The sequence below is a fragment of the Devosia sp. T2-14 genome, assembly GCF_055397495.1.
In genome coordinates, this window is record NZ_AP027921.1 from 2363559 (window position 1) to 2385919 (window position 22361).

Genomic DNA, 22361 nt, shown 5'->3' on the forward strand with positions numbered 1-22361 from the left:
CTATGTCCAAGAACTTCGAACTCATCGTCCTCGATACTCCCCACGCCGCCGAACTGCGCGTCGCGCAGATGGTCGTCGACACGGTGAACGCCCATCCAAAGGCCGCGCTCGGGCTTGCCACCGGCCGCTCGATGATTGCCGTCTATGCCCAGCTGGTGAAGGATTTCCGCGCCGGCAAGGTGAGCTTCGCTGGCAATACCAGCTTCAATCTGGACGAATATTGCGACCTGCCGGCCAGCCACCCGGCGAGCTTTGCCAGCTACATGCGCACGCATCTGTTCGACCATGTCGATTTCGCGCCAACCAGCTGGCACCTGCCGGACTCCGCCGGCACCGAAGCCAGCGCGGCAGCCTTTGAGCAGGCGATTGTTGACGCAGGCGGCATCGAGCTGCAGCTGCTCGGCGTGGGCCGCAACGGCCATATCGGCTTTAACGAACCCGGCTCGCCGCAGAACAGCCGCACCCGCAAGGTGGCCCTCGATCAGTCGACGCGCGTCGCCAACGCGCCCGATTTCCCGGCTGGCGAGGAAGTGCCCGAAGCTGCCGTGACCATGGGCATCGCTACTATTCTGAGCGCCCGCCGCATCGTGCTGCTGGCCACCGGTCCCGCCAAGGCAGAAGCCCTCCAGCGCGCCTTCGAAGGTCCGGTTGACGTCGATTGCCCGGCCTCCTTCCTGCAGCTGCACAACCACGTCACGGTGATCTGTGACCCGGCGGCTGCGGCTGCTCTGGCAGTGGATGCCTGATCTAGTCCGGCCATAGCCCCGAGTTTCGGAGCTATGGCCACCCTTTCAACTTAATATGATTGAACTACTCCACTTTATATGCGATGTCGCGGCATCGTTCTGGAGGGGTTCGCCATGCCGGCTACCAATCGCGATGCGAGCTATGCCGCCATTCGGGCGGCCTTGATGGCGTCCTATTCCGGCGCGCTGGCCTCCACTCAGGCATCTCCGCTGGAGGTGCTGGAAGTCATGGCCGCGGCGCTGGGCACGATCTATCGTGAAGTGGCCGATGCCCATCTCGATCCCGATGGTTGCCCATGCGGGTGGCGCCCGCACGAAGTGCTTGATGTGCTGGCGCTGGAGCAGGCTATTGTCGCCCATGCCGCGCGAGACGATGGCGGCGACGCTTTCGATCTGCTCTCCATCATGCCTGCCGGTCACGCCTGACCACACGCCTCAAACCCCTGTTAGTGCCTTTTCATGATCAAGCGTTTTTTCTCCTATTACGCCCCCTACAAGGGCCTGTTCGTGCTCGATTTCGGCTGCGCCATCATTGCCGGCCTTCTCGAACTCGCCTTCCCGATGGCGGTCTCCTATTTCATCGATCAGCTGCTGCCGCGTTCGGAATTCGGCTTCATCCTGATCGCCGGGGCCATGCTGCTCGCGATCTACGTGTTCAACGCGGTGCTGATGGGCGTGGTCAATTACTTCGGCCACATGCTGGGCATTGGCATCGAGACCGACATGCGGCGGCAGGTGTTCGATCACCTGCAAAAGCTCAGCTTCAGCTTCTTTGACAACAACAAGACCGGTCACCTGATCACCCACGTGACCAAGGATCTGGAGGATGTCGGCGAAGTGGCCCACCACGGGCCCGAGGACGTGTTCCTGGCCATAATGACCTTCTTCGGCGCCTTTGCGCTGATGTTCACCGTCAATTGGCAGCTGGCCCTGATCACCACGCTGATCGTGCCGGTGATGACCTGGCTGGTCAGCCGCTACGGCGCGAAGATGACGCAGAACTGGCGCACGCTGTTCCGCCAGGTGGGCGACTTCAACACCCGCATCGAGGATTCGATCGGGGGCATCCGCGTGGTCAAGGCCTTCGCCAACGAGCCGCATGAGGCCAAGCTCTTTGCGGGCAATAACAATGCCTACCGCAAGACCAAGCTGCAGGCTTACGCCTACATGACGGCCAGCATCACCATCACCTATCTCAGCACGCGCCTTGTGCAGCTGGTAGTTATGCTGGTGGGCGCCTGGCTGGTGGTGCAGGGCGAACTGACCAATGGCGGCTTTGTCAGCTTCCTTCTGCTGGTCAACGTCTTCATGCGCCCGGTCGACAAGATCACCGGCGTTCTTGAGAGCTATCCCAAGGGCATTGCCGGTTTCCGCCGCTTCACCAACCTGATCGACACCGAGCCCGATATCGCCGACCGGCCCGGCGCAAAGGTGGTCGATCACCTGAAGGGCGATATCGTCTTCAACGATATCCACTTCTCCTATGAGGATGGCCGTAGCGTACTCAATGGTGTGAGCCTCGCCATCAATGCCGGAGAAACAGTGGCCATTGTCGGCCCCTCTGGCGCTGGCAAGACCACGCTGTGCTCGCTGTTGCCGCGGTTCTATGAGCTGAGCGCCGGGTCGATCTCCATCGATGGCATCGACATCCGCGACATGACCCAGGCTTCCCTGCGCAGCCAGATCGGCATCGTGCAGCAGGATGTGTTCCTGTTTGGCGGCACCATTCGCGAGAACATCGCCTATGGTCAGCTCGGTGCGAGCGACGAAGCCATCATGGAAGCGGCCCGGCGCGCTCGCTTCGACAAGGTGATTGCGCGTCTGCCCGATGGGCTGGACACCGTCGTCGGCGAGCGGGGCGTCAAGCTATCGGGCGGGCAGAAGCAGCGCGTGGCCATTGCTCGCATCTTCCTCAAGAACCCGCCCATCCTGATCCTTGATGAGGCAACGTCGGCGCTTGATACGGCGACCGAAGTGGCCATCCAGCGGTCGCTGAGCGAGCTTTCCGAAGGGCGGACCACCCTGGTTATCGCCCATCGCCTTGCAACCATTCAGCATGCCGACCGTATCGTCGTGATCGACGAAACCGGCATTGTTGAGCAGGGACGGCATGAGGCGCTGCTTGAGGCGGGCGGCGCCTATGCGGTGCTGCACAGGGCCCAGTTCGGCTACCTCGCTGGATAGAAGTAATGGCTTTCACGTAACTGCTGATTAATTGGCAGTTCGTATAAGAGCGCCTCGGTCTTACGGGGCGCACTTACTTGCCTATTATAGATTTCTTCTTGCAGCGCCACGATCCACTGCTCGTCGCCCTGGCCGCCGGCATCTGCCTGATTTCCTCCTATGCGTGCGTGGGCCTTCTTCGCCATGCCAGCCGCGCCAAAGGGCGAATGTGGATGGTCTGGAATGGCGTGGCGGCGCTGTCGGTTGGTTTCGGCATCTGGGCCACGCACTTTGTCGCTATGCTGGCCTACAAGCCAGGCTTCGCGCTGAGCTATCATTTCGGATACACCGCCGCTTCGCTGGCGATCGCCATTCTCCTGTGCGGCGCAGGCATCACCATGGCGATCCACGGCAAAGGCAAGCGCGACCATTTCCTGGGCGGTGCAGTCGTCGGCGTAGCCATCTCCTCGATGCACTATACGGGTATCGCTGCCCTGGTCATTGGCGGTGAGCCGTCCTGGAACTCGACCATGGTTGCCGCCTCGGTTCTGGCTGGTGTTGTGCTCGGCGGGCTGTCCTTCGTTGTCGCGCTGGGGCAGGGCAAGCGCCGCATGCTCGGAGGCATGGGTCTGTTGACCCTCGCCATCTGTGGCCTGCATTTCACCGCCATGGGCGCGATCGACCTGTCGCAGTGTTTCCCTGTCGTTGTCGATGGTGAAATCAACGGCGGCTGGATGGCCATCCTGCTGGCCTTCATCTCGCTGCTCATTCTGGGTGCTGCTCTGGGTTGCGCCGTGCTCGACGAGGCCGATCGCCGCCGCACCGCGCGCGAGCGTGAACGGCAGCTGCATGATGCGCAGCAGCTTAGCCGCGCCACCCGCCAGCTCGAGCTGGCGATGACCCACATGGCCCAGGGGCTGAGCCTCTACGATGCCGATGGCTATCTGCGCCTGCACAATGCGCGGCTATTGCAGCTGCTGGGCCTTGAGGAAGGGCGTGACCTGACCGGGATGACCTTCCGCGACATTTGCCGGCTGACCATCATCGGCACCGGCAGTGTGCCGGACCAGATCGACTCGCTAACCGACCAGATTGTTGCCGATCACCTGCCGCTTATCGCCAATGGCGGCGAGATCGTGCACAGCTTCCCCAATGACCGGACGCTGTGCGTTGCACACAGCCCGGTGGGCGACGGTTCGTGGGTGTCCACGGTCGATGATATTTCCGAACGCCAGCGCTCAGCGGCGGCCATCGCGCACCTCGCGCGCCATGACGGACTGACCGGCCTGCCGAACCGCGCGATGTTTGAAGAGCGCTTCGATGTCGCGCTGGCCGAGGCGGCAGAAGGCGATGGCTATCTGGCCGTTGTCGCGATGGACCTCGACCGGTTCAAGGAAGTCAATGACAGCTTCGGCCATGCTGCCGGCGACACGGTTCTGAAGACCCTCGCTAAGCGCCTGTCCGAGTGCCTTAAGGATGGCGAGGTCGTGGCTCGACTGGGCGGCGACGAGTTTGCCGCGCTGAAGAGCTTTACCTCCATGGAAACCCTGCGCGATTTCCTCAATCGCCTGGAAGCCGCCCTCTACACCCAGGTTCCCGTGGAAGGGGCCACGCTGGCCACGGGTGGCAGCATCGGCGTCGCCATCTACCCCGAAGACGGTGATGAGCGCTCCAAGCTGCTCAGCAATGCCGACCTCGCCATGTACCGCGCCAAGTCCGAGTTCGACCAGCGCATCTGCTACTACGAGCACGAAATGGACGAGCACGCGCGCGAGCGCCGCTCCATGACCAAGGACATCTGGACCGCGTTGGAACAGAATGCCTTCCATCTGGTCTATCAGGTGCAGAAGTCGGTCTCGACCAACCTGGTGACAGGTTACGAAGTGCTGTTGCGCTGGGACCGCCCGGGCTACGGGTTGGTTTCCCCCGCCGACTTTATCCCGATCGCCGAGGAATGCGGCGCCATCACCCCGATCGGCAGCTGGGTGCTTCGAATGGCCTGCCACGATGCAGCGTCCTGGCCGGAGCCGCACAAGATCGCGGTCAATATTTCGGGCGTCCAGCTCGGCCAGCTTGAGCTGATCGAGACGGTGCAGGATGCGCTGCTGCAGTCGGGCCTGTCCCCCTCGCGGCTGGAACTGGAAGTCACCGAAACCTCGATCATCGCCGATAAGCAGCGTGCGCTGCACATTCTGCGCCAGATCAAGGCCATGGGTGTGTCGGTCGCCATCGATGACTTCGGGACGGGCTATTCCTCGCTCGATACGCTCCGCAGCTTCCCCTTCGACAAGATCAAGCTCGACCGCTCGTTCATTGCCGAAGTCGAGGATAACGAGCAGTCGAAAGCCATCGTCCGCGCCATTCTCGCACTGGGGCGGAGCCTGCATGTGCCGGTTCTGGCCGAGGGCGTGGAAACGCTGGAGCAGCTGGAAGTGTTGCGCACCGAAGGCTGCAACGAGGCTCAGGGCTTCCTGCTCGGACGGCCCGGCACCATCGACTGGAGCGACCTAGTGAGAACCGCGCGACGCGCCTGAGCGCGTCGCCATCGGCCTGCTTCAGAGCAGACCGTCTCGGCCCCGGAACCGGCGCTGATAGTCGGGGTCGTACAGCGAACTCTCGCGGAAACCCTCGCTGCCCAATCCCTTGCCGACGAAAATGATCGCCGTCCGCTCCACCGGATCGGCGGCAAAGCGGGCTTCGATATCGCCCAGCGTGCCGCGGATAATTTTTTCGTCCGGCCATGAGGCGTGGAAGACCACCGCGACCGGACAATCCGCGCCGTAGAGCGGGGTGAGGTCCGCCACGACGCGATCTAGCGCATGTATGGCCAGGTGAATGGCCAAGGTAGCCCCGGTGGCGCCAAAGGCGGCCAGGTTTTCGTCCGCCGGCATCGGCGAGGCGCGGCCCGAAACGCGGGTCAGCACCAGGCTCTGCGCAACGCCAGGGATGGTTAGTTCGCGGCCAAGGCTGGCGGCGGCGGCGGCGAAGGCTGGCACACCCGGCGTCAACGTGTAGGGGATGCCGAGGCGATCAAGGCGGCGCATCTGCTCGGCCACCGCACTCCACACGGAGAGGTCGCCGGAATGAAGGCGCGCCACGTCTTCGCCGGCCTCATGGGCCCGGACATATTCCGCTTCGATTTCGTCGAGCGAGAAGGGGGCGGTATCGATGAGGCGGGTATCGGGCCCGCACCAGTCGAGCATCTCGCGTGGCACGATGGAGCCCGCATAGAGGCAGACCGGGCAGGCCGCCAGAAGCTTCATGCCGCGCACGGTAATGAGGTCTGCAGCGCCGGGACCAGCGCCGATGAAATGAACGGTCATGGCTTGCTCCACACCCACTGCGTGATTGGCATGGCGGGGCGCCAGGCGGTCATGCTGCCGACGGCATCGGCGCGCGATAGGGCGATCCGGGTCAATGCGCCGCCAAGCTCGGCGTGGCGGGCGAGCAGCACAGCTTCAAATTCGAGCGTCACCGCATTGGCGACGAGGCGTCCGCCGGCCCGAAGCGCCGAGATTGATGCGTCGATGACGCCGGGGTCGGAGCCGCCGCCGCCGATGAAAATCGCATGGGGCTGTTCAAGCCCTGCCAGCGCCTCGGGTGCCGTCCCGACGATGACCTGCAGGCCCGGCACGCCACAGGCGGTGGCATTGCGGGTGGCGCGGGCGGCCCGTTCGGGATTGGCCTCGATGGCGATGGCGCGCAGGCTCGGGTCGGCCAGCATCCATTCGATACCAATCGATCCCGAACCCGCGCCGATATCCCAGAGGATTTCACCGCGGCGCGGTGCAAGTGCGGATAGGGTCAGCGCGCGGATGTCGCGCTTGGTGATCTGGCCATCGTGCTCAAACAGGGCATCGTCGAGCCCCGGCGTGAGCGGCAGAATGCGCGCCTGGGGCAGGGCGACGACGCTGATGGCGCAGATATTGAGCGGGTTGATGCCATCGAGAGCAAAGCTCATCGCGACTTGCGTGCGTACCGTCTCCGCCGGGCCGCCAAGCGCCTCCAACACCGTCACGATGGAAATGCCAAAGCCGGCGTCGGTTAGCAGTTGCGCCAATTGCGCCGGGCCTTGCTCGTCCGAGGTCAGCGCCAGGATGCGAGTGCCCGGATGCAGGTGCGGGCGGATCAGGTCAATCGATCGGCCGTGCAGCGACAGGGTCACCACATCCTGCAGCGGCCAGCCCAAACGGGCGGCGGCGAGGCTGAACGAGGAGGGATGGGGGTAAACCGCCATCTGGCTGGCATCGATCTGGCGCGCGAGCGTGGCGCCGACGCCGTAGTGGAACGGATCGCCCGATGCCAGCACGCAGACGCGACGGCCGCGCAAGGCCGTGACCGCGGCAACGGAATCGGAAAACGGCGACACCCACTGGCGGGCTTCGCCGGTGATCAGCGAGGCTGCCAGTTCCAGGTGGCGCGCCCCACCGAAAACCACCTCAGCACTAGCGATCGCAGACTTGGCCGCTTCGCCGAGACCGGCCAGGCCATCCTCGCCAATGCCGACAACCGAAAGCCAGCTCATTTTGGCCCACCCGTGGAACGGGGCGAATAGACCAGCGGCGCCATGTCCGGCCGCTCGATGAGGCGGGTTTCCGCCGAGCCGATGATGACGCAGGTGGCCATATCGGCGCGCGCCGGATCGGCCTCGGCAAGGCTCATGATGGTGATGGCTTCGTCCGGCCGACCAGCGGCGCGGCCAAAGATGACCGGGGTCGACCATGGCAGTACTTCGCGGAGCAGCGCAAAGGCGGTTCCCAACTGCCAGGGGCGCGCCTTGCTGATCGGGTTGTAAAGCGCAATGACCAGGCCGGCAGTCGCCACGGCGCGCAGGCGCGCCTCGATAACCGGCCATGGCTTGAGGTTGTCCGAAAGGGAAATCGCGCAGAAATCGTGACCGAGCGGCGCACCGGCCCGGGCCGCGACGGCCAGCATGGCGGTAACGCCCGGCACGACGGCGAGGTCGACCGCGCGCCAGGCCGGCGGGCCTTCTTCGATAGCTTCGCAGATCGCTGCAGCCATCGCGAAAACACCCGGGTCGCCACCCGACACGACACAGACCTGCTCACCCGAAGCGGCGGTCATCAAGGCGTCCTTGGCGCGGGCCAGTTCTTCCCGGTTGTCCGAGGCGACGCGTCGCTGGTCATCGCGCAGCGCCAACCGGTCGAGATAGGGACCATAGCCAAAGAACACATTGGACGCGGCAATGGCTGCGACTGCCTCAGGTGTGGTCTGGTTGGGATTGCCGGGGCCTGTGCCGACGACGATCAGTTTTCCGCTCATGGACGGGTTCTCCAACCCGGAACCAGGATCAACGCGAAGTAAGGCGCGATTCCGTCGGTCTTGTCGGCGAGGCGCATCGAAAGGCCATTCGCCATGGTGCCGCGCTCGACATAGATTGCATCTTCAAGCCGTCCGGCGGCCTCGATGGCCCGGCGAATCTTGGGCAAGTTACGGCCGACCTTCATGATTACGGCGCCGTCAGTATTGTCGAGGCGGGCGCGCAGGTCGACTTCATCGAGCGTGCCCGGCAGAACCGAGAGAATGTCGTCGCCCTGCACCAGGGGCAGGCCGGCCTGCGACCAGCAGCCCGACATGGCGGTGATCCCCGGCACCACTTCGGTGGGATAGCGGTGGGCAAGCCGGACATGCAGGTGCATGTAGCTGCCATAGAACAGCGGATCGCCCTCGCTCAGCACGGCCACAGTGCGGCCTGCGTCGAGATGGGCGGCCACGCGCTCGGCGGCTTCGGCATAGAAAACGTTGGTGGCGCTCTTGTAGTCGTTGTGGCGGCGGTCGATCTCGGTGGTCACCGGATAGCCGAGCTGTTCCTCGATCTGATTGGTGATGAGGTCGGCGACAATGGCGCGAGCATTGCTCGAATTGCCCTGCTTGGCAAAATAGGCCACCACATCCGCCCCTTCGATGGCGCGGACAGCTTTGAGAGTGAGGAGTTCAGGGTCGCCGGGGCCGGTGCCGACGCCAATAAGTTTGCTGCTCATATGCCTGATCTCGCCAGTGCGTTGAGGGCCGCAGCGGTCATGGCTGATCCGCCCAGGCGACCGCGCACGATGGCATAGGGCACGCCATAGGAATTCTCGGCCAGTGCATCCTTGGATTCCGCTGCGCCGACAAACCCCACCGGCATTCCGATGATTGCGGCGGGCTTGGGCGCGCCGTCGCGCAGCATCTCAAGCAGAAAGAACAGGGCGGTGGGCGCATTGCCGATGGCCACGACCGATCCTTCAAGCTGCGGCAGCCAGAGGCGCAGAGCGGCCGCGGAACGGGTATTGCCAAGCTCGGCGGCAAGGGCAGGGGTCTGCGGATCGCGCAGGGTGCAGATCACCTCGTTCTGCGCGGGCAGGCGGGCGGCGGTCACCCCACGAGCCACCATTTCGGCATCGCAGAAGATCGGCGCGCCAGCGGCCAGCGCCGCGCGGGCGGCGGGCACGAAGCCGGGGCCGTAAACGAAATGCTGGGCGGCTTCAACCGCGCCGGCGGCATGGATCATGCGGACCGCCAGTTCGGCCTCGTCGTCCGAGAATGCCGACAGGTCGGCCTCGGCACGGATGATGGCGAAGGACTGGCGATAGATCGCATCGCCGTCCTTGATGTAGTCGTATTGCGTCATTGTCATCCTTGCGCGGCAGTGCCGGTAACGGACTCAAGCTGGTCCGCGCGCAGCACGCTTACGGGCGTATCGCCCGCCTTCCCGTCGATGACAAGGCCGTAACCGTCGGGACGGCCAACCAGCGTCAAAGCGGCACGGCGGGGATGGGCGCACCCCTTGGTGCAACCCGAGACATGCAGGCTCATGCCGGGCGCCACCGTCGCGGCGAGGCGGGAGGCGACGGCACGGGCCGGAATGTGTCCCGACGCGCAGCCATCGCTGCCGATGCAGGCGCTGATGCGGGTGCGGTTGTCGTTGGGTCGGGTGATGAAACCGACCTCCAGGGCCTCCTCGAGCAGGGACCGATCGGCATGAATGGCCAGCAGCCCATGATGGGGCGCCAGCCGGAACTCGGTGATGCCAAAGCGCCAAGCGCCGTCCGCCAGCGCGCCGATCGCATGCCAGGCAATGCTGCCAAAGGGCAGGCCGAGCCCGGTGGCGGTGTGGTCTTTGAGGATGAAGTCGCCAATGGGCGAGCTGCTCGGCTGATTCACCGGCGCAGAGTGTTCCACGAGGCTTCCAAGCGAAGCCATGAGAGCGGCCACATCCAGATCGTCTGCCCGCGCCTGCGGCCCGAGCGATGCGAGAGCGGTCAGTGCCAGTTCGGCGCAGTCGAGGGGGTGATGGGTGGTGCCGAGCAGGGTTGCCCCAATGCTGAGCAGCCAGCGATCCTTCCCGACGGCAACCAGCCGCAGGTCCGCCTTCAGGGCCCCCAGGCCAATCTGTCCATTGCCGTCGACGATCACCGACACTTTCGGGCCCAGCCTGGCCGTCAGCGGCATCGAAAATGCCTTGATACCAGCGGCCAGTGGACGGGGATCGACAAATTCCAGCGGGTCGTCGCCGGCCAGCGGCGGGGTCTCCACCACAAGCCCCGTTTCGATGTCGATTACCTGGCGCACGTCGCGCGCAAAGTGCGGCACGGCGGGCGCAGTGAGGCCGCGCACCTGCAGGTTGCCCCGCGCGGTGATCTCGATGATGCCATTGCCATAGGTGCCGCAGATGGTGGCGAGCTGTTCCAGTCGTACCGGGTCGATCCGGCCGCCTGCCAGACGGATGCGGGCGAGCAGCCCATCGCCAGTCTGCATGGGCATGTCGAGCGTCGGGCAAGCGCCACGGCGAGTGGCGGCAATGGGCAGGGCTAGGGACATGGCAAAGGTTTAGCGGATTGGCGCGACGGGGGGAACAGGAATGCCCTCAGCCCCGCTTGCGCAGCAGGTAGGTATCCATGATCCAGCCATGGCGCTCGCGGGCCAGCTTGCGGGTCTGGACGATCTGCTCGGCGACGTCTCCGAGCCGACCGGCAATGGTGATCTGGTCGGGTGTGCCCAGATAGGCGCCCCAGAAGATCTCAAGCTCCGGATCGGCGCGCGTGAAGGCCGTCTGCCCATCGAGCATCACGATCGTATCTTCGGTGACCGCGCCGAGCTGGCGCCCGGTGGTGATGTGTACGGGTTGCCCGATCCGGTTGAGCGCAATGCCATGCGCGGCGGTCAATGTCTGAATGGCGGTGATCCCCGGAACGATCTCGACGCGGTACTCGGTGTGCAAACGCTCGACGATGCGAATGGTGGAGTCGTAGAGCCCGGGGTCGCCCCACACCAGAAACGCTCCTGCGCCACCTTCGGGCACGTCATTCATGAGATCGGCGAAAATGGCTGCGAGCGCTGAATGCCAGTCGTCGACGCCCGCGCCATAGTCAGGGTTGGCCGCATCTCGGCGAGGCACCTCATAGTCGCGCGTGCGGCTTGCCGGATTGGTCACATAGCGGGCGATGATCTCGCGGCGCAGGTCGGCCAGGTCAGCCTTGCTCTCGCCCTTGTCGGGCACGAACAGCCGATCGGCGCGGTTGAGGGCGTTGATTGCCTGCACCGTCAAATGTTCGGGATTACCGGCACCGATGCCCACAATGAGAATGGTTTTCATGGGCCTTCCTTGCCTCAGGGCAGGGATGTTGACAAGCGGCAGGTAGAGGCGTATTCAACTGTTTAGTAATATACTAAATGGTTGAATGCAAAATGACGGACACATTGAGCACGACCCTTGCCGCTTTGGCCGACCCCACGAGGCGGGCCATCCTGGCGCGGCTGGCGACCGGGGAGGCAAGCGTGAATGAGCTTGCCGAGCCCTTCGACATGACGCTGGCGGCCGTCAGCAAGCATATCAAAGTGCTGGAAAATGCCGGCCTCATCAGCAGGGGGCGGCAGGCCCAGTGGCGGCCTTGCAAACTTGAGGCCGGCCCGATGCGCGACGTGGCGGCGCTGGTCGAATTCTATCGCGCCTTCTGGGAACAGAACCTCGATCAACTCGACGCCTATCTTACCAAACTGCAGACCCCGAAATCCGACAGCCAGAACTGATAAGGAGACTAGCAATGAGTGCCCATACGACACAGAACCTGTTCAAGACCGAGCTGCCGCAGGACGAGCCGCTCATCATCATGAGCCGCGTTTTCGACGCTCCGCTCGATCTGGTCTGGACGGTTTGGACCAAGCCCGAACACGTCGCCTACTGGTGGGGGCCGCGCGAGGACAACAAGATCGTCGAATACGACGTGCGCACGGGCGGCAAGTGGCGGATCATCTCATCCATGGGCGATGGGGCAGAAGTCGCCTTTTTCGGCACCTATCTCGCCGTTGAGCCCAAGTCGATGATCCGCAACACCTTCGTAGTCGAGGGTATGTTCGAGGAAGACGACCGGTTCTACGAAGAGCACCATTTCGAGGAACGCGACGGCAAGGTTCACTACCGCTCAATCTCCAAGCTCGACAGCTTCGAGGCACGCCAGGGCGTGATCGATTCCGGCATGGAGCAGGGCGCCAATGCCTCGATGGCGAAGGTCGACGAAATCCTCGAGCGCCTCAAACGCGGCTAGTTCGCGCCCTCGCGCGCAAGGTAGGCACCCAGATTGTCCAGCAGGACGCTGGTGCCTTCCTCGCGCAGGCGCCCGCCGTCGTCGAACCCGTCGAGATAGGCGCCCATCTCGGTCATCTTGAGGGCCGTATGGTCACCGTCCTGCACCAGCTCGAACGTCGCGACGGACACGGAAATCCGCACGTCATCGAGGGTCATCTCATAGGTGTAGACGATGCGCTGCTCGGGCACGATGTCCTGATAGATGGCGCGAAACGCGTGGACGGTGCCGCCCGGCGGGCCGCCAATGCTGGTTTCAGTGCCCCCGATCCGGAAGTCCAGTTCATACTTGTTCTTGGCCCAGGTCTCGGGCGGACTGAACCACTTCTGCTTGGTCGCTGGGTCGGACAGCGCCTTGTAGACGCGCGCAGCACTTGCCTTGTAGCGCCGTTCGAGAGTGAAGGTTGCGTGGCTCACCGAGCGGGTCGTCATAGGCGTGTCTCCGGCTCTTCGGCTTCCAGCAGCTCGCCCAGCCGGTCGAGCCTTTTGACCCAGCTGGTGCGGCGATCATTGATCCATTGCTCGGCCTGGCTCAGCGCGTCCGACTGCAACTGGCAGGTTCGCACGCGGCCCACCTTCTGCGAAGTCACGAGGCCGCTGTTTTCCAGCGCTGCCAGATGCTGCACGACGGCGGGCAGCGAGATGTCGAACGGCTTGGCAAGCTCGCTGACCGAAGCCGGGCCACGGCTCAGCCGTTCAATCATTGCACGGCGGGTGGGATCGGACAGCGCCTGAAACATCAAGTCGAGATTAGGGCTTTGGTTAAGCATAGAGTTAAGTAACAATTAAGCGTCGGTGATGTCAATCCGGTCCTGTGCCCTTGACCTTCCCAAGGGTCAATCCTGCAAACCGGCAAGGCAAAATTCGCACCAGGAGATCACCATGAAGCCCCTGCTACTTGCTTTCGCCGCCTTCGTTGCTCTGGCCGCCCCCGCCGTCGCTCAGGACCATTCCAGCCACGGCGCCGCCGCTGCCGCTGACAGCCCCTCGACCACGGCATACAAGGCCGCCGCGACCGAGATGCATGAAGACATGGCGATGGACTATACCGGCAATGCCGATGTCGATTTCATCAAGGGTATGATCCCGCACCACAAGGGTGCCGTCGCCATGGCCCGCGTCGTGCTTGAGCACGGTACCGATCCCGAAGTGCGCGCTCTCGCCGAAGCGGTCATTGCGGCCCAGGAAAGCGAAATCGCCTGGATGGAAGAGTGGCTCGCCAAGAACGGCCAGTAAATCCGGAGCGCGGGCCGGGTTAATCGCGGCTCGCGCGCCCAACTGAATTGCGGACGATCAGCTCCGCGCGCAGCAGGATTTCCTTCTGGCGCGGTGGCTTGCCTTCCAGCAGCGCCAGCAGCAGGTCCATCGCATCCTCGCCAATCTTGAGGCGGGGTTGCTTCATCGTGGTCAGCGATGGCGTGACGAAGCTAGCAAACGAAATGTCGTCGAAGCCCATCACCGAGAACTGGCGCGGCAGGTCATAGTGCCGGGTATTCAGCGCGATGATGACGCCCAACGCCGTCGCGTCGTTGACGCAAAGGAAGGCGGTGGGCAGCACGTCGCGCACGAACATGTGCTCGGCTGCCTGCCGCCCGCTCTCGGTGGTGCCGTCACCGGCCAAGATCAGCCGTGGATCGATGGTGATGCCGGCTCCCGCCAGCGCGGCGCGATAGCCTGCTTCCCGCAACATGTTGACGGCCTTGCTGGTGGAATGCCCGATAAAGGCGATGCGGCGGTGCCCCTGCGAGATCAGGTGCTCGGCCGCAACCCGCGCGCCTTCGAAATTGTCGACGCCCACGAATGGCACGTCACTATTGCTGACCGGTTCATTGACCGCAACCATCGGCGGCAGGCGGGTCGGGCCGCCTTCGCTGCCAAAGCCATAAGGCAGGTGGCCGGTAAACAGGATCAGGCCATCGGCCTGGTTGGAGCTGATGAAGCGCAGGTAGTCGGTTTCGCGGGTGGCATCGTTCTGCGTATTGCCGATCAGGATGCCATAGCCGCGCTTGCTGGCTTCGGTCTCAAGGCCAACGAGGATGTTCGAGAAATTCGGGTCGCCCACGTCCGGCGCCAGAATCAGGATCATGTTGCTGCGGCGCATGCGCAGCGACCGTGCCATGGCATTGGTGGTGTAGCCGGTGCGGGCGACGGCCTCGGTTACACGGCGACGCGTGGCGTCGGCGACCTTGGTCGGTTCGTTGATGGCGCGACTGACCGTGGCGATGGATACGCCGGCCATCGCCGCAACGTCTTCAATCGTGGCCAGTTTCTGGTGCTGCAATTGGTGCCCCGCACGCTCTCTGGCGCCCGCGTTTTGCTGCCTTTAGCAGATCGAACGGGGTTAGCCAGATAATCCCTAAGGCATATACCGTTTTGCCATTGTGTAAACCTTTACATCATTCATGAAAACCTTTACATCATTGGTCAAGAGCGAAGAGACGGACAATCCGCAGCGCTCTATTGGGAGGGGCATGAGGTATGGCGACCGCTGAAGGCGCAGTTGTGCCGGCAATTCTGTCAGCGAACCGGATTTCCAAGTCATTTGGAGAGATCCCGGTGCTGTTCAGCGTCGATTTCGATATCCGCCCGGGTGAAGTTCACGCCATCATTGGTGAGAATGGGGCCGGCAAATCCACTCTCATCAAGATTCTCTCCGGCTTCGAGCAGCCCACGTCCGGCTCGATCACCTATGATGGTCAGAACGTCGTGCTGCCGCCCAATGGCGCCGCCGAGGCCATGGGCATCGTGCTCATCCACCAGGAACTGAACCTGGCCGAGCACCTGACGGTGGCCGACTCCATCTTCCTCGGCCGCGAACTCAAGCGGAACGGTTTTCTCGACGTTAGGGAGATGCGCAAGCGCGCCCATGCGGTGATGGAAATGCTGCATGTGCATGTCGATCCCGATGCGCGCATCAACACGCTCTCGGTTGCCGACAAGCAGATGGTCGAAATCGCCAAGGCCATCAATCGCGATGCCCGCGTTCTCATCATGGACGAGCCGACGGCCGTATTGTCGGTAGGGGAGACGCAAACCCTGTTCGAGCAGATCCGCCGCCTGACCGCTCGCGGCGTGGCGGTGATCTTCATTTCCCACAAGCTCGACGAAATCATGGAGCTCGCCGCCCGCGTCACGGTGCTGCGCGACGGCCAGCTGATCGCCACGGTCGGTACCGAGGCCCTGACGCCAGACTCCATCGCCCAGATGATGGTCGGTCGCGAACTCTCCAACCTCTACCCGCCCAAGCACGAGCCCGATGTGGACGCCCCCGTGGTGCTGTCGGTGCGCAATCTGGTGGCGCCGGGCGTTAGGGATATCTCATTTGACCTGCGCAAGGGCGAGATCCTCGGCTTTGCCGGACTGATTGGCTCGGGCCGCACTGCTGTGGCCGAGGCAGTCGTGGGGCTGACCCATCGCAGCGCCGGCGAGATCGAACTCGGCGGCAAGCCGGTCCATTTCAATCAGGTTGCCCATTCGGTCGATGCGGGCCTCGCCTATATGACCAAGGATCGCAAGGGGAAGGGGCTGCTGCTCAATATGGGCCTGCGCCCAAACCTGACTTTGCTGACCCTCAAGAAGCACCTCAAGGGCGGCTTCATCGATACATCAAGCGAGGACAAGGCGCTGGAGCGCGCCGTGCGCCGCTTCGATATTCGGGCCCGCGATGCTTCGGTGCGCGTTGGGCAGTTGTCGGGCGGCAACCAGCAGAAGCTGATGCTGGGCAAGACCATGGAGAGCGAGCCGGAAATCATCATCATGGATGAGCCGACCCGCGGCATCGACGTCGGCACCAAACAGCAGATCTATCACATCATCGCGGCCCTGGCCGCCGAAGGGAAATCGATCATCGTCATCTCCTCGGAGATGCAGGAGGTGATTGGCCTCAGTCACCGCGTGGTGGTCATGCGCGAAGGGCGGCTGGCTGGCCTGCTCGAAGGCGCCGAGATCACCGAGGCAGAAATCATGCGGTACGCCGCCGGCATCAAGCAGAGTGGACAAGATGAGCGCATCAGCGCCTGATATTTCGATCAAACCCAAGCGCGCCATGCGTCTTGAACTGAAAACCGTCGGCCCGCTGCTGGCCCTGGCTCTGCTGGTCCTGCTCGGCATTGCGCTCAACGAAAACTTCCTGAGCTATAACAATCTCACCAACGTCCTGGCTCGGTCGTCCTTCATCGGCATCATCGCCATCGGGGCCACCTTTGTCATCACGGCTGGCGGGCTCGACCTGTCGGTTGGTTCCATGGCCGCCGTCATCGCCGGCATCATGATCATGGTGATGAACTGGCTGATCCCATCGCTGGGTATTGGTTGGAGCGTCGTGTTCGCCGGCATGCTGGCTGGCCTCCTGCTCGGCGGTGTGGCTGGCGTGTTCAACGGGTTCATGATCACCCGCGGCCGAATCGAAGCGTTCATCGTGACGTTGGGCACCATGGGCATCTTTCGCTCGCTGGTGACCTTCCTCGCCAATGGCGGCACACTATCGCTGAATTTCGAGGTCGCCGACGTTTATCGCCCCGTCTACTACGACGGTCTTCTGGGCGTTCCCTGGCCCATCATCGTTTTCGCCCTGGTGGCAATCGGCGGCGAAATCGTCATGCGCCGCACCACGTTCGGCCGCTACTGCGCCGCGATCGGCTCCAACGAGCAGGTGGCCCGCTACTCCTCGATCAATGTCGAGAATGTCCGCCTGCTGACCTACATCCTGCAGGGCGTTCTCGTGGGCGTGGCCGTGCTGCTCTATGTGCCGCGCCTCGGCTCGGCCTCGAGCACCACCGGTGTGCTGTGGGAACTCGAAGCCATCGCTGGTGTGATCATCGGCGGCACGACGCTCAAGGGTGGATATGGCCGCGTCTGGGGCACCGTGGTTGGCGTGGTGATCCTCGGGCTCATCGGCAACATCCTCAACCTGCAAAGCCTAATCAGCCCATACCTCAATGGGGCGTTCCAGGGCGTCATCATTATTCTCGCAGTGCTGCTGCAGCGCGGTCGCCGCACCAGCTGAACGAGCAACGGTTTACATCGCCCATCAAAGGGCACAACGGGAGGACTAAAATGAAGCTTGTGAAATCCCTCTTGGCGACGGCGGTTATCGCCGGCAGCCTGGGCGGCGTGGCCGTGGCACAGGACAAGGTGACCATCGGCGTGTCCGTGCCGGCCGCTGACCATGGCTGGACCGGCGGCGTCAACTACTTCGCCCAGCAGGCCATCGACCGCCTCAAGACCACCTATCCGAATGTCGAGTTCGTGTTTGCTTCGGCCCCCGACGCGCCCAAGCAGATTGCTGACATCGAAGACATGGTCTCGACCCGCAATATCGACGCCCTCGTCATTCTTCCAGGCGATCCCGATGCCATGACCTCGGCGATCAAGCAGGTGAAGGACGCCGGCAAGTTCGTCACCGTGGTGGATCGTCAGCTCTCGATCAGCGGCGTCGAAAACCTCTACGTCGCCGGTGACAATCCGGGCCTGGGCGCTAACGCCGCTGCCTACTTCAAGACTGCGCTGCCTGATGGCGGCAACATCGTCATCCTGCGTGGTCTGCCGATTCCGATCGATCAGCAGCGCTTCGATGGCTTCATGGCCGGCATCGAAGGCACCAACATCAAGGTTCTCGACGACGAATTCGCCAACTGGAACCGCGATGACGGCTTCAAGGTGATGCAGGACTTCCTGACCCGCTTCCCCGACATCAAGGGCGTGTGGACCCAGGACGACGACATCTCGCTGGGCGCCATCGAGGCCATCAAGCAGGCCGGCCGTGAGAACGACATGTTCGTCGTGGGTGGCGCCGGCATGCAGCAGATCCTGCAGCGCGTTCAGGCCGGCGACAAGCTGACCCCGATCGACGTGAGCTACAGCCCGGCCATGATCGCCACGGCCATCGAGCTGACCACGTCGCACTACACCGGCGGCATCCAGGTTGCCGGCCGCTACATCCTCGACTCCACGGTCATCACCAAGGACAACGTCGCGGAATTCCTTGACGCTTCCAGCCCGTTCTAGTCCCCCAACGACTGACGGAAAGCAAAGGGCGCCCCTCGGGGCGCCCTTTGTGTTTGTGTGGCGGGGGCTGCCGTTACGCTGCTTCGGGCGTATACCCTGCTTCGCGGATGGCCTCTTCGCCCTTGGCGCGGTCCCCGGTGAACTCCACTTTATGCGTGCCCAGGTCCACCGAAATGGCGGCGCCCGGCAGGGCTTCTTCCAATGCCTTGCGAACGGTGCCGGCGCAGTGGCCGCAGGTCATGTCGTTGACGGTGAAGGTGTTCTTTTCAGTCATGTCAGTGTCCTTTCGAAACAGGTTGCTCGCCGGCGAGGTCGTCGAGAATGGGGCAGTCAGGGCGGTTGTCACCGCCGCAGCAATGGGCCAGGTGCTTGAGGGTCTTCACCATGCCCTGCAGTTCGGCGATCTTGGTTTCGAGCGCCGAAATATGGCCGGTGGCGATTTCCTTGACCTCGCCACTGGCGCGGGTCTTGTCCCGCCACAGGCCGAGCAGGGTCGCGGTCTCATCCACCGAAAAGCCCAGCGTGCGGGCCCGTTTCACGAAGCGCAGCACATGCACTTCGTCATCGCCATAGACGCGGTAGTTGCTGTCGGTGCGCAGCGGCGCGCGGATCAGGCCGATGGATTCGTAGTAGCGGATCATCTTGGCCGAAACGCCCGAAGCGCTGGAGGCTTCGCCAATATTCATGCGGATACTCCTTTCACGGCGCGCAGACGCTGCGCATTGCCGACAACAAACACCGAGGACAGGGCCATGGCGCCGGCGCCGATCATCGGATTGAGCAGGATGCCGAAGCCCGGATAGAGCACACCGGCAGCAACCGGGATCAGCAGCACGTTGTAGCCGAACGCCCAGAACAGGTTTTCCCAGATGTTCTTCATCGTCGCGCGGCTGACCGTCAGTGCGTTGAGCACGCCCTTGAGGTCACCACCGAGCAGCACGACATCCGCGCTTTCGATGGCCGCGTCCGTCCCGGTGCCCACGGCGATGCCGACATCGGCCTCGGCCAGGGCAGGAGCGTCGTTGATGCCGTCGCCCACAAACGCCACCTGACCGAACTGGCGCAGGGCCTTGAGGGTTGCCACCTTGTCGGCGGGCAGAACCTCGGCACGGACCTCGTCAATGCCCAACTGGCGGGCAATGGCTTCGGCGGTCCGCTCGTTGTCGCCCGAGATCATCGCGACCCGCAGGCCCATGCCATGCAGCGCCTCGATCACCGACTTGCTGGTCGGCTTGATGCTGTCGGCAACCACGATGGCGGCGGCGGCCTTGCCGTCAATCGAGACGAACACTGGCGACTTGCCTTCATTGGCGAGGCGTTCTGCAGCCGCGTCAAATCCGGAAATGTCGACACCTGCCAGGTGGCGGGCCGAACCGACCAGCAGGTTGCGCCCGTCGACCTTACCGCTGACACCATTGCCGGCGGTGGAGTGGAAATCGGTCACCTGGGGCAGGGCGAGGCCCTGTTCCTCAGCAGCCACGACTATGGCGGCCCCCGTCGGGTGCTCCGACTTGGCCTCAATGGCCGCGACCAGCGCAAGCACGTCGTTGCGGTCAAAACCATCGGCGACGATGAGGTCGGTCATCGTCGGCTTGCCTTCGGTAAGCGTGCCGGTCTTGTCGAATGCCACCACCTTCACGTCCCGCAGCTGCTGCAGCGCTTCGCTCTTGCGGAACAGCACGCCCAGCTCGGCGGCTCGGCCGGTGCCGACCATGATCGAGGTCGGGACGGCCAGGCCCATGGCACACGGGCAGGCGATGATCAGCACGGCAACGGCGTTGACCATGCCGAACGTATAGGCGGGTTCCGGCCCCCAGACGGCCCAGACGCCGAAGGTCAGGATGGCCAGCCCGATAACGGCTGGCACGAACCACATCGTGATCTTGTCGACCACGCCCTGGATCGGCAGCTTGCCGCCCTGGGCCTCTTCGACCATGCGGATGATCTGCGCCAGCATCGTATCCCCACCCACCTTGGTGGCGCGGAACACAAAGCTGCCAGAAGTGTTGAGCGTGCCGCCGATGACGCTGGCGCCAACGGTCTTCGAGACGGGCAGGGGTTCGCCCGAGATCATGGATTCGTCGATATGGCTTGCGCCTTCTACGATTTCGCCATCCACCGGGATCTTCTCGCCGGGGCGCACGACAATGCTGTCGCCGGCCTGCACCTGCTCGATGGGCAGTTCCACCAGCTTGCCATCGCGCTGAACGCGGGCGGTTTTGGCCTGCTCGCGCACCAACCGCTGAATGGCCTCGCCGGTGCGGCCTTTGGCCATGGCCTCAAGCCACCGGCCCACCAGGATCAGCGTCACGATAACCGCAGCGGCTTCGTAATAGACGTAGCGCGTGCCCTCGGGCAGCAGCTGCGGCGCAAAGGTCGCGACCACTGAATAGAGGTAGGCAGCGCCTGAACCCAGGGCGACCAGTGAATTCATCTCCGGCGCGCCACGGAATAGGGCGGGTATGCCGACCTTGAAGAAGCGCCAGCCAGGCACGAACAGCACGATTGTGGTGGCGATGAAATATGCCGTCCACAGCACGTTCATCGGCACGGCATCCATCAGCCACATATGGAAAGGCATGTAGAGATGCCCGCCCATTTCCAGCACGAACATCGGCAGCGTCAGGGCGCCCGCGATCATCACGTCGCGGCGCAGAATGGCAGCATCTTCGTCGTGATGCTGGTGGCCTGCGTGGCCATGCGCATGCATTTCGGGCGTCTTGCTGCCCTTGTAGCCGGCCTTCTCGATGGCCTTGAGAACTGCGTCGACATTGCTGGCGTCATCCAGCTGCACGGTGGCGCGCTCGGTGGCCAGGTTCACCGATGCCGATGAGACGCTGGGAACCTTCAGCAATGCCTTCTCCACACGCAGCACGCAGGATGCGCAGGTCATGCCTTCGATATCGATGGAAACTGGTTTGCTATGGACGTGTACTGTCATGTTTTTTCACCTCGTCCTGCAGCATATAAAGGTTCCAATCATGGGAAGGTCAATAGGTGCTGTGACAGGAATGCCGTGTTGAGCCTTCGGCAAAGATGCGGCAGGATGGCACTGCGACAGTTGCGCAGCTTAGTGCGTTGCAAAGGCTACATTATATAGACGCCGTCAGGAGGCGACATTCCATGCAGCCCGTCCGCAACGACATTCACAATTCCGACCTTCCCATTCTCTGCCAAAGCTGTGAGTCCCGTCACCAAGGCATGTGCGGGGCGCTAACTGCTGCGCAGTTGCAGACCCTTTCCCGCCACACGCGGCGCGTCCACCACGAGGCGGGCGAAGAACTGGTGGCCGATGCCGAGCCCATCACCGGCTATGCCAATGTGCTGCGCGGCGTGGTGAAGCTGTCGAAGGTTCTTGAAGATGGCCGCCAGCAGGTGGTGGGGCTGCAATTTGCGCCCGACCTGCTGGGGCGCCTGTTTGCGCGCGAAAGCCGCGTGACCGCCGAAGCCGCGTCCGACGTGGACCTGTGCCTCGTGCCCAAAGCCGCGATGGAAGCGCTGGTGCGCGAAAGCTCGGCCCTCGAGCACCGCATCATGCTGCAGACCCTGCGCGAACTCGACGAAGCGCGCGACTGGATGGTGACCCTCGGCCGCAAGACCGCTGCCGAAAAGGTGGCGAGCTTCCTCTACCTCATCGCCAGCCATATCGACCCGACTCAGGCCGAGGTCACGTCCTTCGACCTGCCTCTGAGCCGCGCCGATATCGGCGACTTCCTGGGGCTGACCATCGAAACGGTCAGCCGCCAGATCAGCAAGCTCAAGGCCGACGGGGTCATCGAGATCGAGAACTACCGGCACGTCGTCGTGCCCGACATTGCGCGCCTGCGCGTCCGCTGCGGCTAGCAGCCACCACTGGTTACCCC

General features: G+C 63.4%; 24 protein-coding genes. 11 read left to right on the forward strand and 13 right to left on the reverse strand.

All coding sequences use genetic code 11. The features are described 5' to 3' along the window. Positions 1-2 precede the first annotated feature (2 nt). The 4 genes from nagB (at position 3) to ACZ5WT_RS11670 (ending at position 5443) form a co-directional block, all read left to right on the forward strand. Positions 3-746: a glucosamine-6-phosphate deaminase gene (gene nagB, locus ACZ5WT_RS11655; protein ID WP_464283959.1), complete on the forward strand. Its 744-nt coding sequence runs from the start codon at positions 3-5 to the stop codon at positions 744-746. Between the two features lie 114 nt (positions 747-860). Beyond that, on the forward strand, positions 861-1172 hold the full coding sequence (locus tag ACZ5WT_RS11660; RefSeq protein ID WP_464283960.1) for a hypothetical protein: 312 nt from the start codon (positions 861-863) through the stop codon (positions 1170-1172). Between the two features lie 33 nt (positions 1173-1205). Further along, positions 1206-2930 carry an ABC transporter ATP-binding protein gene (locus tag ACZ5WT_RS11665; RefSeq protein WP_464283961.1) on the forward strand — a complete coding sequence of 575 codons (1725 nt, stop codon included), beginning with the start codon at positions 1206-1208 and terminating at the stop codon, positions 2928-2930. 77 nt (positions 2931-3007) lie between these two features. Next, the gene (locus ACZ5WT_RS11670) at positions 3008-5443 is read left to right on the forward strand and encodes an EAL domain-containing protein (RefSeq protein ID WP_464283962.1); all 2436 of its coding nucleotides are present in this window, start codon (positions 3008-3010) and stop codon (positions 5441-5443) included. 21 nt (positions 5444-5464) lie between these two features. Here ACZ5WT_RS11670 and cobM read toward each other — a convergent pair whose 3' ends face one another. Genes cobM through cobF form a run of 7 tightly spaced genes read right to left on the reverse strand, consistent with a single transcriptional unit; the run spans position 5465 to position 11505 of the window. Beyond that, positions 5465-6232, reverse strand: coding sequence for a precorrin-4 C(11)-methyltransferase (gene cobM, locus ACZ5WT_RS11675; RefSeq protein WP_464283963.1), 768 nt, complete (start codon positions 6230-6232; stop codon positions 5465-5467). Then, positions 6229-7434 carry a precorrin-6y C5,15-methyltransferase (decarboxylating) subunit CbiE gene (gene cbiE, locus ACZ5WT_RS11680; RefSeq protein ID WP_464283964.1) on the reverse strand — a complete coding sequence of 402 codons (1206 nt, stop codon included), beginning with the start codon at positions 7432-7434 and terminating at the stop codon, positions 6229-6231. The genes cobM and cbiE overlap by 4 nt, the downstream gene beginning before the upstream one ends. After that, positions 7431-8192, reverse strand: coding sequence for a precorrin-3B C(17)-methyltransferase (locus tag ACZ5WT_RS11685; RefSeq protein WP_464283965.1), 762 nt, complete (start codon positions 8190-8192; stop codon positions 7431-7433). Before ACZ5WT_RS11685 ends, cbiE begins: the two co-directional genes overlap by 4 nt. Next, complete coding sequence (locus tag ACZ5WT_RS11690; RefSeq protein ID WP_464283966.1) at positions 8189-8911, reverse strand: precorrin-2 C(20)-methyltransferase; 723 nt, start codon at positions 8909-8911, stop codon at positions 8189-8191. Before ACZ5WT_RS11690 ends, ACZ5WT_RS11685 begins: the two co-directional genes overlap by 4 nt. Beyond that, positions 8908-9540, reverse strand: a complete 633-nt coding sequence (locus ACZ5WT_RS11695; RefSeq protein ID WP_464283967.1) for a precorrin-8X methylmutase — start codon at positions 9538-9540, stop codon at positions 8908-8910. Before ACZ5WT_RS11695 ends, ACZ5WT_RS11690 begins: the two co-directional genes overlap by 4 nt. Before the next feature lie 2 nt (positions 9541-9542). Beyond that, entirely contained in the window at positions 9543-10730 is a 1188-nt protein-coding gene (cobG, locus tag ACZ5WT_RS11700; protein ID WP_464283968.1) for a precorrin-3B synthase, read from the reverse strand. A gap of 46 nt (positions 10731-10776) precedes the next feature. Then, a complete protein-coding gene (gene cobF / locus ACZ5WT_RS11705) occupies positions 10777-11505 on the reverse strand; it encodes a precorrin-6A synthase (deacetylating) (protein ID WP_464283969.1) in 729 nt (242 codons plus the stop codon). A 92-nt stretch (positions 11506-11597) separates the two neighbouring features. On the opposite strand from cobF, the gene ACZ5WT_RS11710 reads away from it, so the two are divergent. After that, on the forward strand, positions 11598-11939 hold the full coding sequence (locus tag ACZ5WT_RS11710; protein WP_464283970.1) for an ArsR/SmtB family transcription factor: 342 nt from the start codon (positions 11598-11600) through the stop codon (positions 11937-11939). Positions 11940-11953: 14 nt separating this feature from the next. Beyond that, the gene (locus ACZ5WT_RS11715; protein ID WP_464283971.1) at positions 11954-12454 is read left to right on the forward strand and encodes an SRPBCC domain-containing protein; all 501 of its coding nucleotides are present in this window, start codon (positions 11954-11956) and stop codon (positions 12452-12454) included. Here the strand turns inward: ACZ5WT_RS11715 and ACZ5WT_RS11720 are convergent. Beyond that, positions 12451-12924 carry an SRPBCC family protein gene (locus ACZ5WT_RS11720; protein ID WP_464283972.1) on the reverse strand — a complete coding sequence of 158 codons (474 nt, stop codon included), beginning with the start codon at positions 12922-12924 and terminating at the stop codon, positions 12451-12453. The genes ACZ5WT_RS11715 and ACZ5WT_RS11720 overlap by 4 nt on opposite strands. After that, positions 12921-13262 carry an ArsR/SmtB family transcription factor gene (locus ACZ5WT_RS11725; protein ID WP_464283973.1) on the reverse strand — a complete coding sequence of 114 codons (342 nt, stop codon included), beginning with the start codon at positions 13260-13262 and terminating at the stop codon, positions 12921-12923. The genes ACZ5WT_RS11720 and ACZ5WT_RS11725 overlap by 4 nt, the downstream gene beginning before the upstream one ends. 112 nt (positions 13263-13374) lie before the next feature. On the opposite strand from ACZ5WT_RS11725, the gene copM reads away from it, so the two are divergent. Continuing rightward, positions 13375-13728, forward strand: coding sequence for a CopM family metallochaperone (gene copM / locus ACZ5WT_RS11730; RefSeq protein WP_464283974.1), 354 nt, complete (start codon positions 13375-13377; stop codon positions 13726-13728). Positions 13729-13747: 19 nt separating this feature from the next. On the opposite strand, the gene ACZ5WT_RS11735 is transcribed toward copM, so the two are convergent. Beyond that, positions 13748-14773: a LacI family DNA-binding transcriptional regulator gene (locus ACZ5WT_RS11735; protein WP_464283975.1), complete on the reverse strand. Its 1026-nt coding sequence runs from the start codon at positions 14771-14773 to the stop codon at positions 13748-13750. A gap of 197 nt (positions 14774-14970) precedes the next feature. Between ACZ5WT_RS11735 and ACZ5WT_RS11740 the strand changes: the two genes are divergently transcribed. The 3 genes from ACZ5WT_RS11740 to ACZ5WT_RS11750 are packed head-to-tail and all read left to right on the forward strand — an operon-like array spanning position 14971 to position 18498. Then, positions 14971-16512 (forward strand): sugar ABC transporter ATP-binding protein, encoded by a 1542-nt coding sequence (locus tag ACZ5WT_RS11740; protein ID WP_464283976.1) that lies wholly within the window; start codon positions 14971-14973, stop codon positions 16510-16512. Next, a complete protein-coding gene (locus ACZ5WT_RS11745; RefSeq protein ID WP_464283977.1) occupies positions 16493-17497 on the forward strand; it encodes an ABC transporter permease in 1005 nt (334 codons plus the stop codon). The genes ACZ5WT_RS11740 and ACZ5WT_RS11745 overlap by 20 nt, the downstream gene beginning before the upstream one ends. Positions 17498-17547: 50 nt before the next feature. Beyond that, positions 17548-18498 carry a substrate-binding domain-containing protein gene (locus ACZ5WT_RS11750; protein ID WP_464283978.1) on the forward strand — a complete coding sequence of 317 codons (951 nt, stop codon included), beginning with the start codon at positions 17548-17550 and terminating at the stop codon, positions 18496-18498. 73 nt (positions 18499-18571) lie between these two features. Here the strand turns inward: ACZ5WT_RS11750 and ACZ5WT_RS11755 are convergent, their stop codons facing one another. From ACZ5WT_RS11755 to ACZ5WT_RS11765, 3 genes are read right to left on the reverse strand one after another with little or no spacing between them, the layout of a single operon-like run. Then, the gene (locus tag ACZ5WT_RS11755) at positions 18572-18772 is read right to left on the reverse strand and encodes a heavy-metal-associated domain-containing protein (protein ID WP_464283979.1); all 201 of its coding nucleotides are present in this window, start codon (positions 18770-18772) and stop codon (positions 18572-18574) included. A gap of 1 nt (position 18773) precedes the next feature. After that, positions 18774-19184 (reverse strand): Cu(I)-responsive transcriptional regulator, encoded by a 411-nt coding sequence (cueR, locus tag ACZ5WT_RS11760; protein WP_464283980.1) that lies wholly within the window; start codon positions 19182-19184, stop codon positions 18774-18776. Continuing rightward, on the reverse strand, positions 19181-21439 hold the full coding sequence (locus tag ACZ5WT_RS11765; protein WP_464283981.1) for a heavy metal translocating P-type ATPase: 2259 nt from the start codon (positions 21437-21439) through the stop codon (positions 19181-19183). The genes cueR and ACZ5WT_RS11765 overlap by 4 nt, the downstream gene beginning before the upstream one ends. A 182-nt stretch (positions 21440-21621) precedes the next feature. Between ACZ5WT_RS11765 and ACZ5WT_RS11770 the strand changes: the two genes are divergently transcribed. Continuing rightward, on the forward strand, positions 21622-22341 hold the full coding sequence (locus ACZ5WT_RS11770) for a Crp/Fnr family transcriptional regulator (RefSeq protein ID WP_464283982.1): 720 nt from the start codon (positions 21622-21624) through the stop codon (positions 22339-22341). The last annotated feature ends 20 nt before the right edge of the window (positions 22342-22361 follow it).

Coding starts and splice junctions, on each gene's coding strand:
- nagB (WP_464283959.1), top strand. CDS start 3: ATGTCCAAGAACTTCGAACTCATCGTCCTCGATACTCCCCACGCCGCC.
- ACZ5WT_RS11660 (WP_464283960.1), top strand. CDS start 861: ATGCCGGCTACCAATCGCGATGCGAGCTATGCCGCCATTCGGGCGGCC.
- ACZ5WT_RS11665 (WP_464283961.1), top strand. CDS start 1,206: ATGATCAAGCGTTTTTTCTCCTATTACGCCCCCTACAAGGGCCTGTTC.
- cobM (WP_464283963.1), bottom strand. CDS start 6,232: ATGACCGTTCATTTCATCGGCGCTGGTCCCGGCGCTGCAGACCTCATT.
- cbiE (WP_464283964.1), bottom strand. CDS start 7,434: ATGAGCTGGCTTTCGGTTGTCGGCATTGGCGAGGATGGCCTGGCCGGT.
- ACZ5WT_RS11685 (WP_464283965.1), bottom strand. CDS start 8,192: ATGAGCGGAAAACTGATCGTCGTCGGCACAGGCCCCGGCAATCCCAAC.
- ACZ5WT_RS11690 (WP_464283966.1), bottom strand. CDS start 8,911: ATGAGCAGCAAACTTATTGGCGTCGGCACCGGCCCCGGCGACCCTGAA.
- ACZ5WT_RS11695 (WP_464283967.1), bottom strand. CDS start 9,540: ATGACGCAATACGACTACATCAAGGACGGCGATGCGATCTATCGCCAG.
- cobG (WP_464283968.1), bottom strand. CDS start 10,730: ATGTCCCTAGCCCTGCCCATTGCCGCCACTCGCCGTGGCGCTTGCCCG.
- cobF (WP_464283969.1), bottom strand. CDS start 11,505: ATGAAAACCATTCTCATTGTGGGCATCGGTGCCGGTAATCCCGAACAT.
- ACZ5WT_RS11710 (WP_464283970.1), top strand. CDS start 11,598: ATGACGGACACATTGAGCACGACCCTTGCCGCTTTGGCCGACCCCACG.
- ACZ5WT_RS11715 (WP_464283971.1), top strand. CDS start 11,954: ATGAGTGCCCATACGACACAGAACCTGTTCAAGACCGAGCTGCCGCAG.
- ACZ5WT_RS11720 (WP_464283972.1), bottom strand. CDS start 12,924: ATGACGACCCGCTCGGTGAGCCACGCAACCTTCACTCTCGAACGGCGC.
- ACZ5WT_RS11725 (WP_464283973.1), bottom strand. CDS start 13,262: ATGCTTAACCAAAGCCCTAATCTCGACTTGATGTTTCAGGCGCTGTCC.
- copM (WP_464283974.1), top strand. CDS start 13,375: ATGAAGCCCCTGCTACTTGCTTTCGCCGCCTTCGTTGCTCTGGCCGCC.
- ACZ5WT_RS11740 (WP_464283976.1), top strand. CDS start 14,971: ATGGCGACCGCTGAAGGCGCAGTTGTGCCGGCAATTCTGTCAGCGAAC.
- ACZ5WT_RS11745 (WP_464283977.1), top strand. CDS start 16,493: ATGAGCGCATCAGCGCCTGATATTTCGATCAAACCCAAGCGCGCCATG.
- ACZ5WT_RS11750 (WP_464283978.1), top strand. CDS start 17,548: ATGAAGCTTGTGAAATCCCTCTTGGCGACGGCGGTTATCGCCGGCAGC.
- ACZ5WT_RS11755 (WP_464283979.1), bottom strand. CDS start 18,772: ATGACTGAAAAGAACACCTTCACCGTCAACGACATGACCTGCGGCCAC.
- cueR (WP_464283980.1), bottom strand. CDS start 19,184: ATGAATATTGGCGAAGCCTCCAGCGCTTCGGGCGTTTCGGCCAAGATG.
- ACZ5WT_RS11765 (WP_464283981.1), bottom strand. CDS start 21,439: ATGACAGTACACGTCCATAGCAAACCAGTTTCCATCGATATCGAAGGC.
- ACZ5WT_RS11770 (WP_464283982.1), top strand. CDS start 21,622: ATGCAGCCCGTCCGCAACGACATTCACAATTCCGACCTTCCCATTCTC.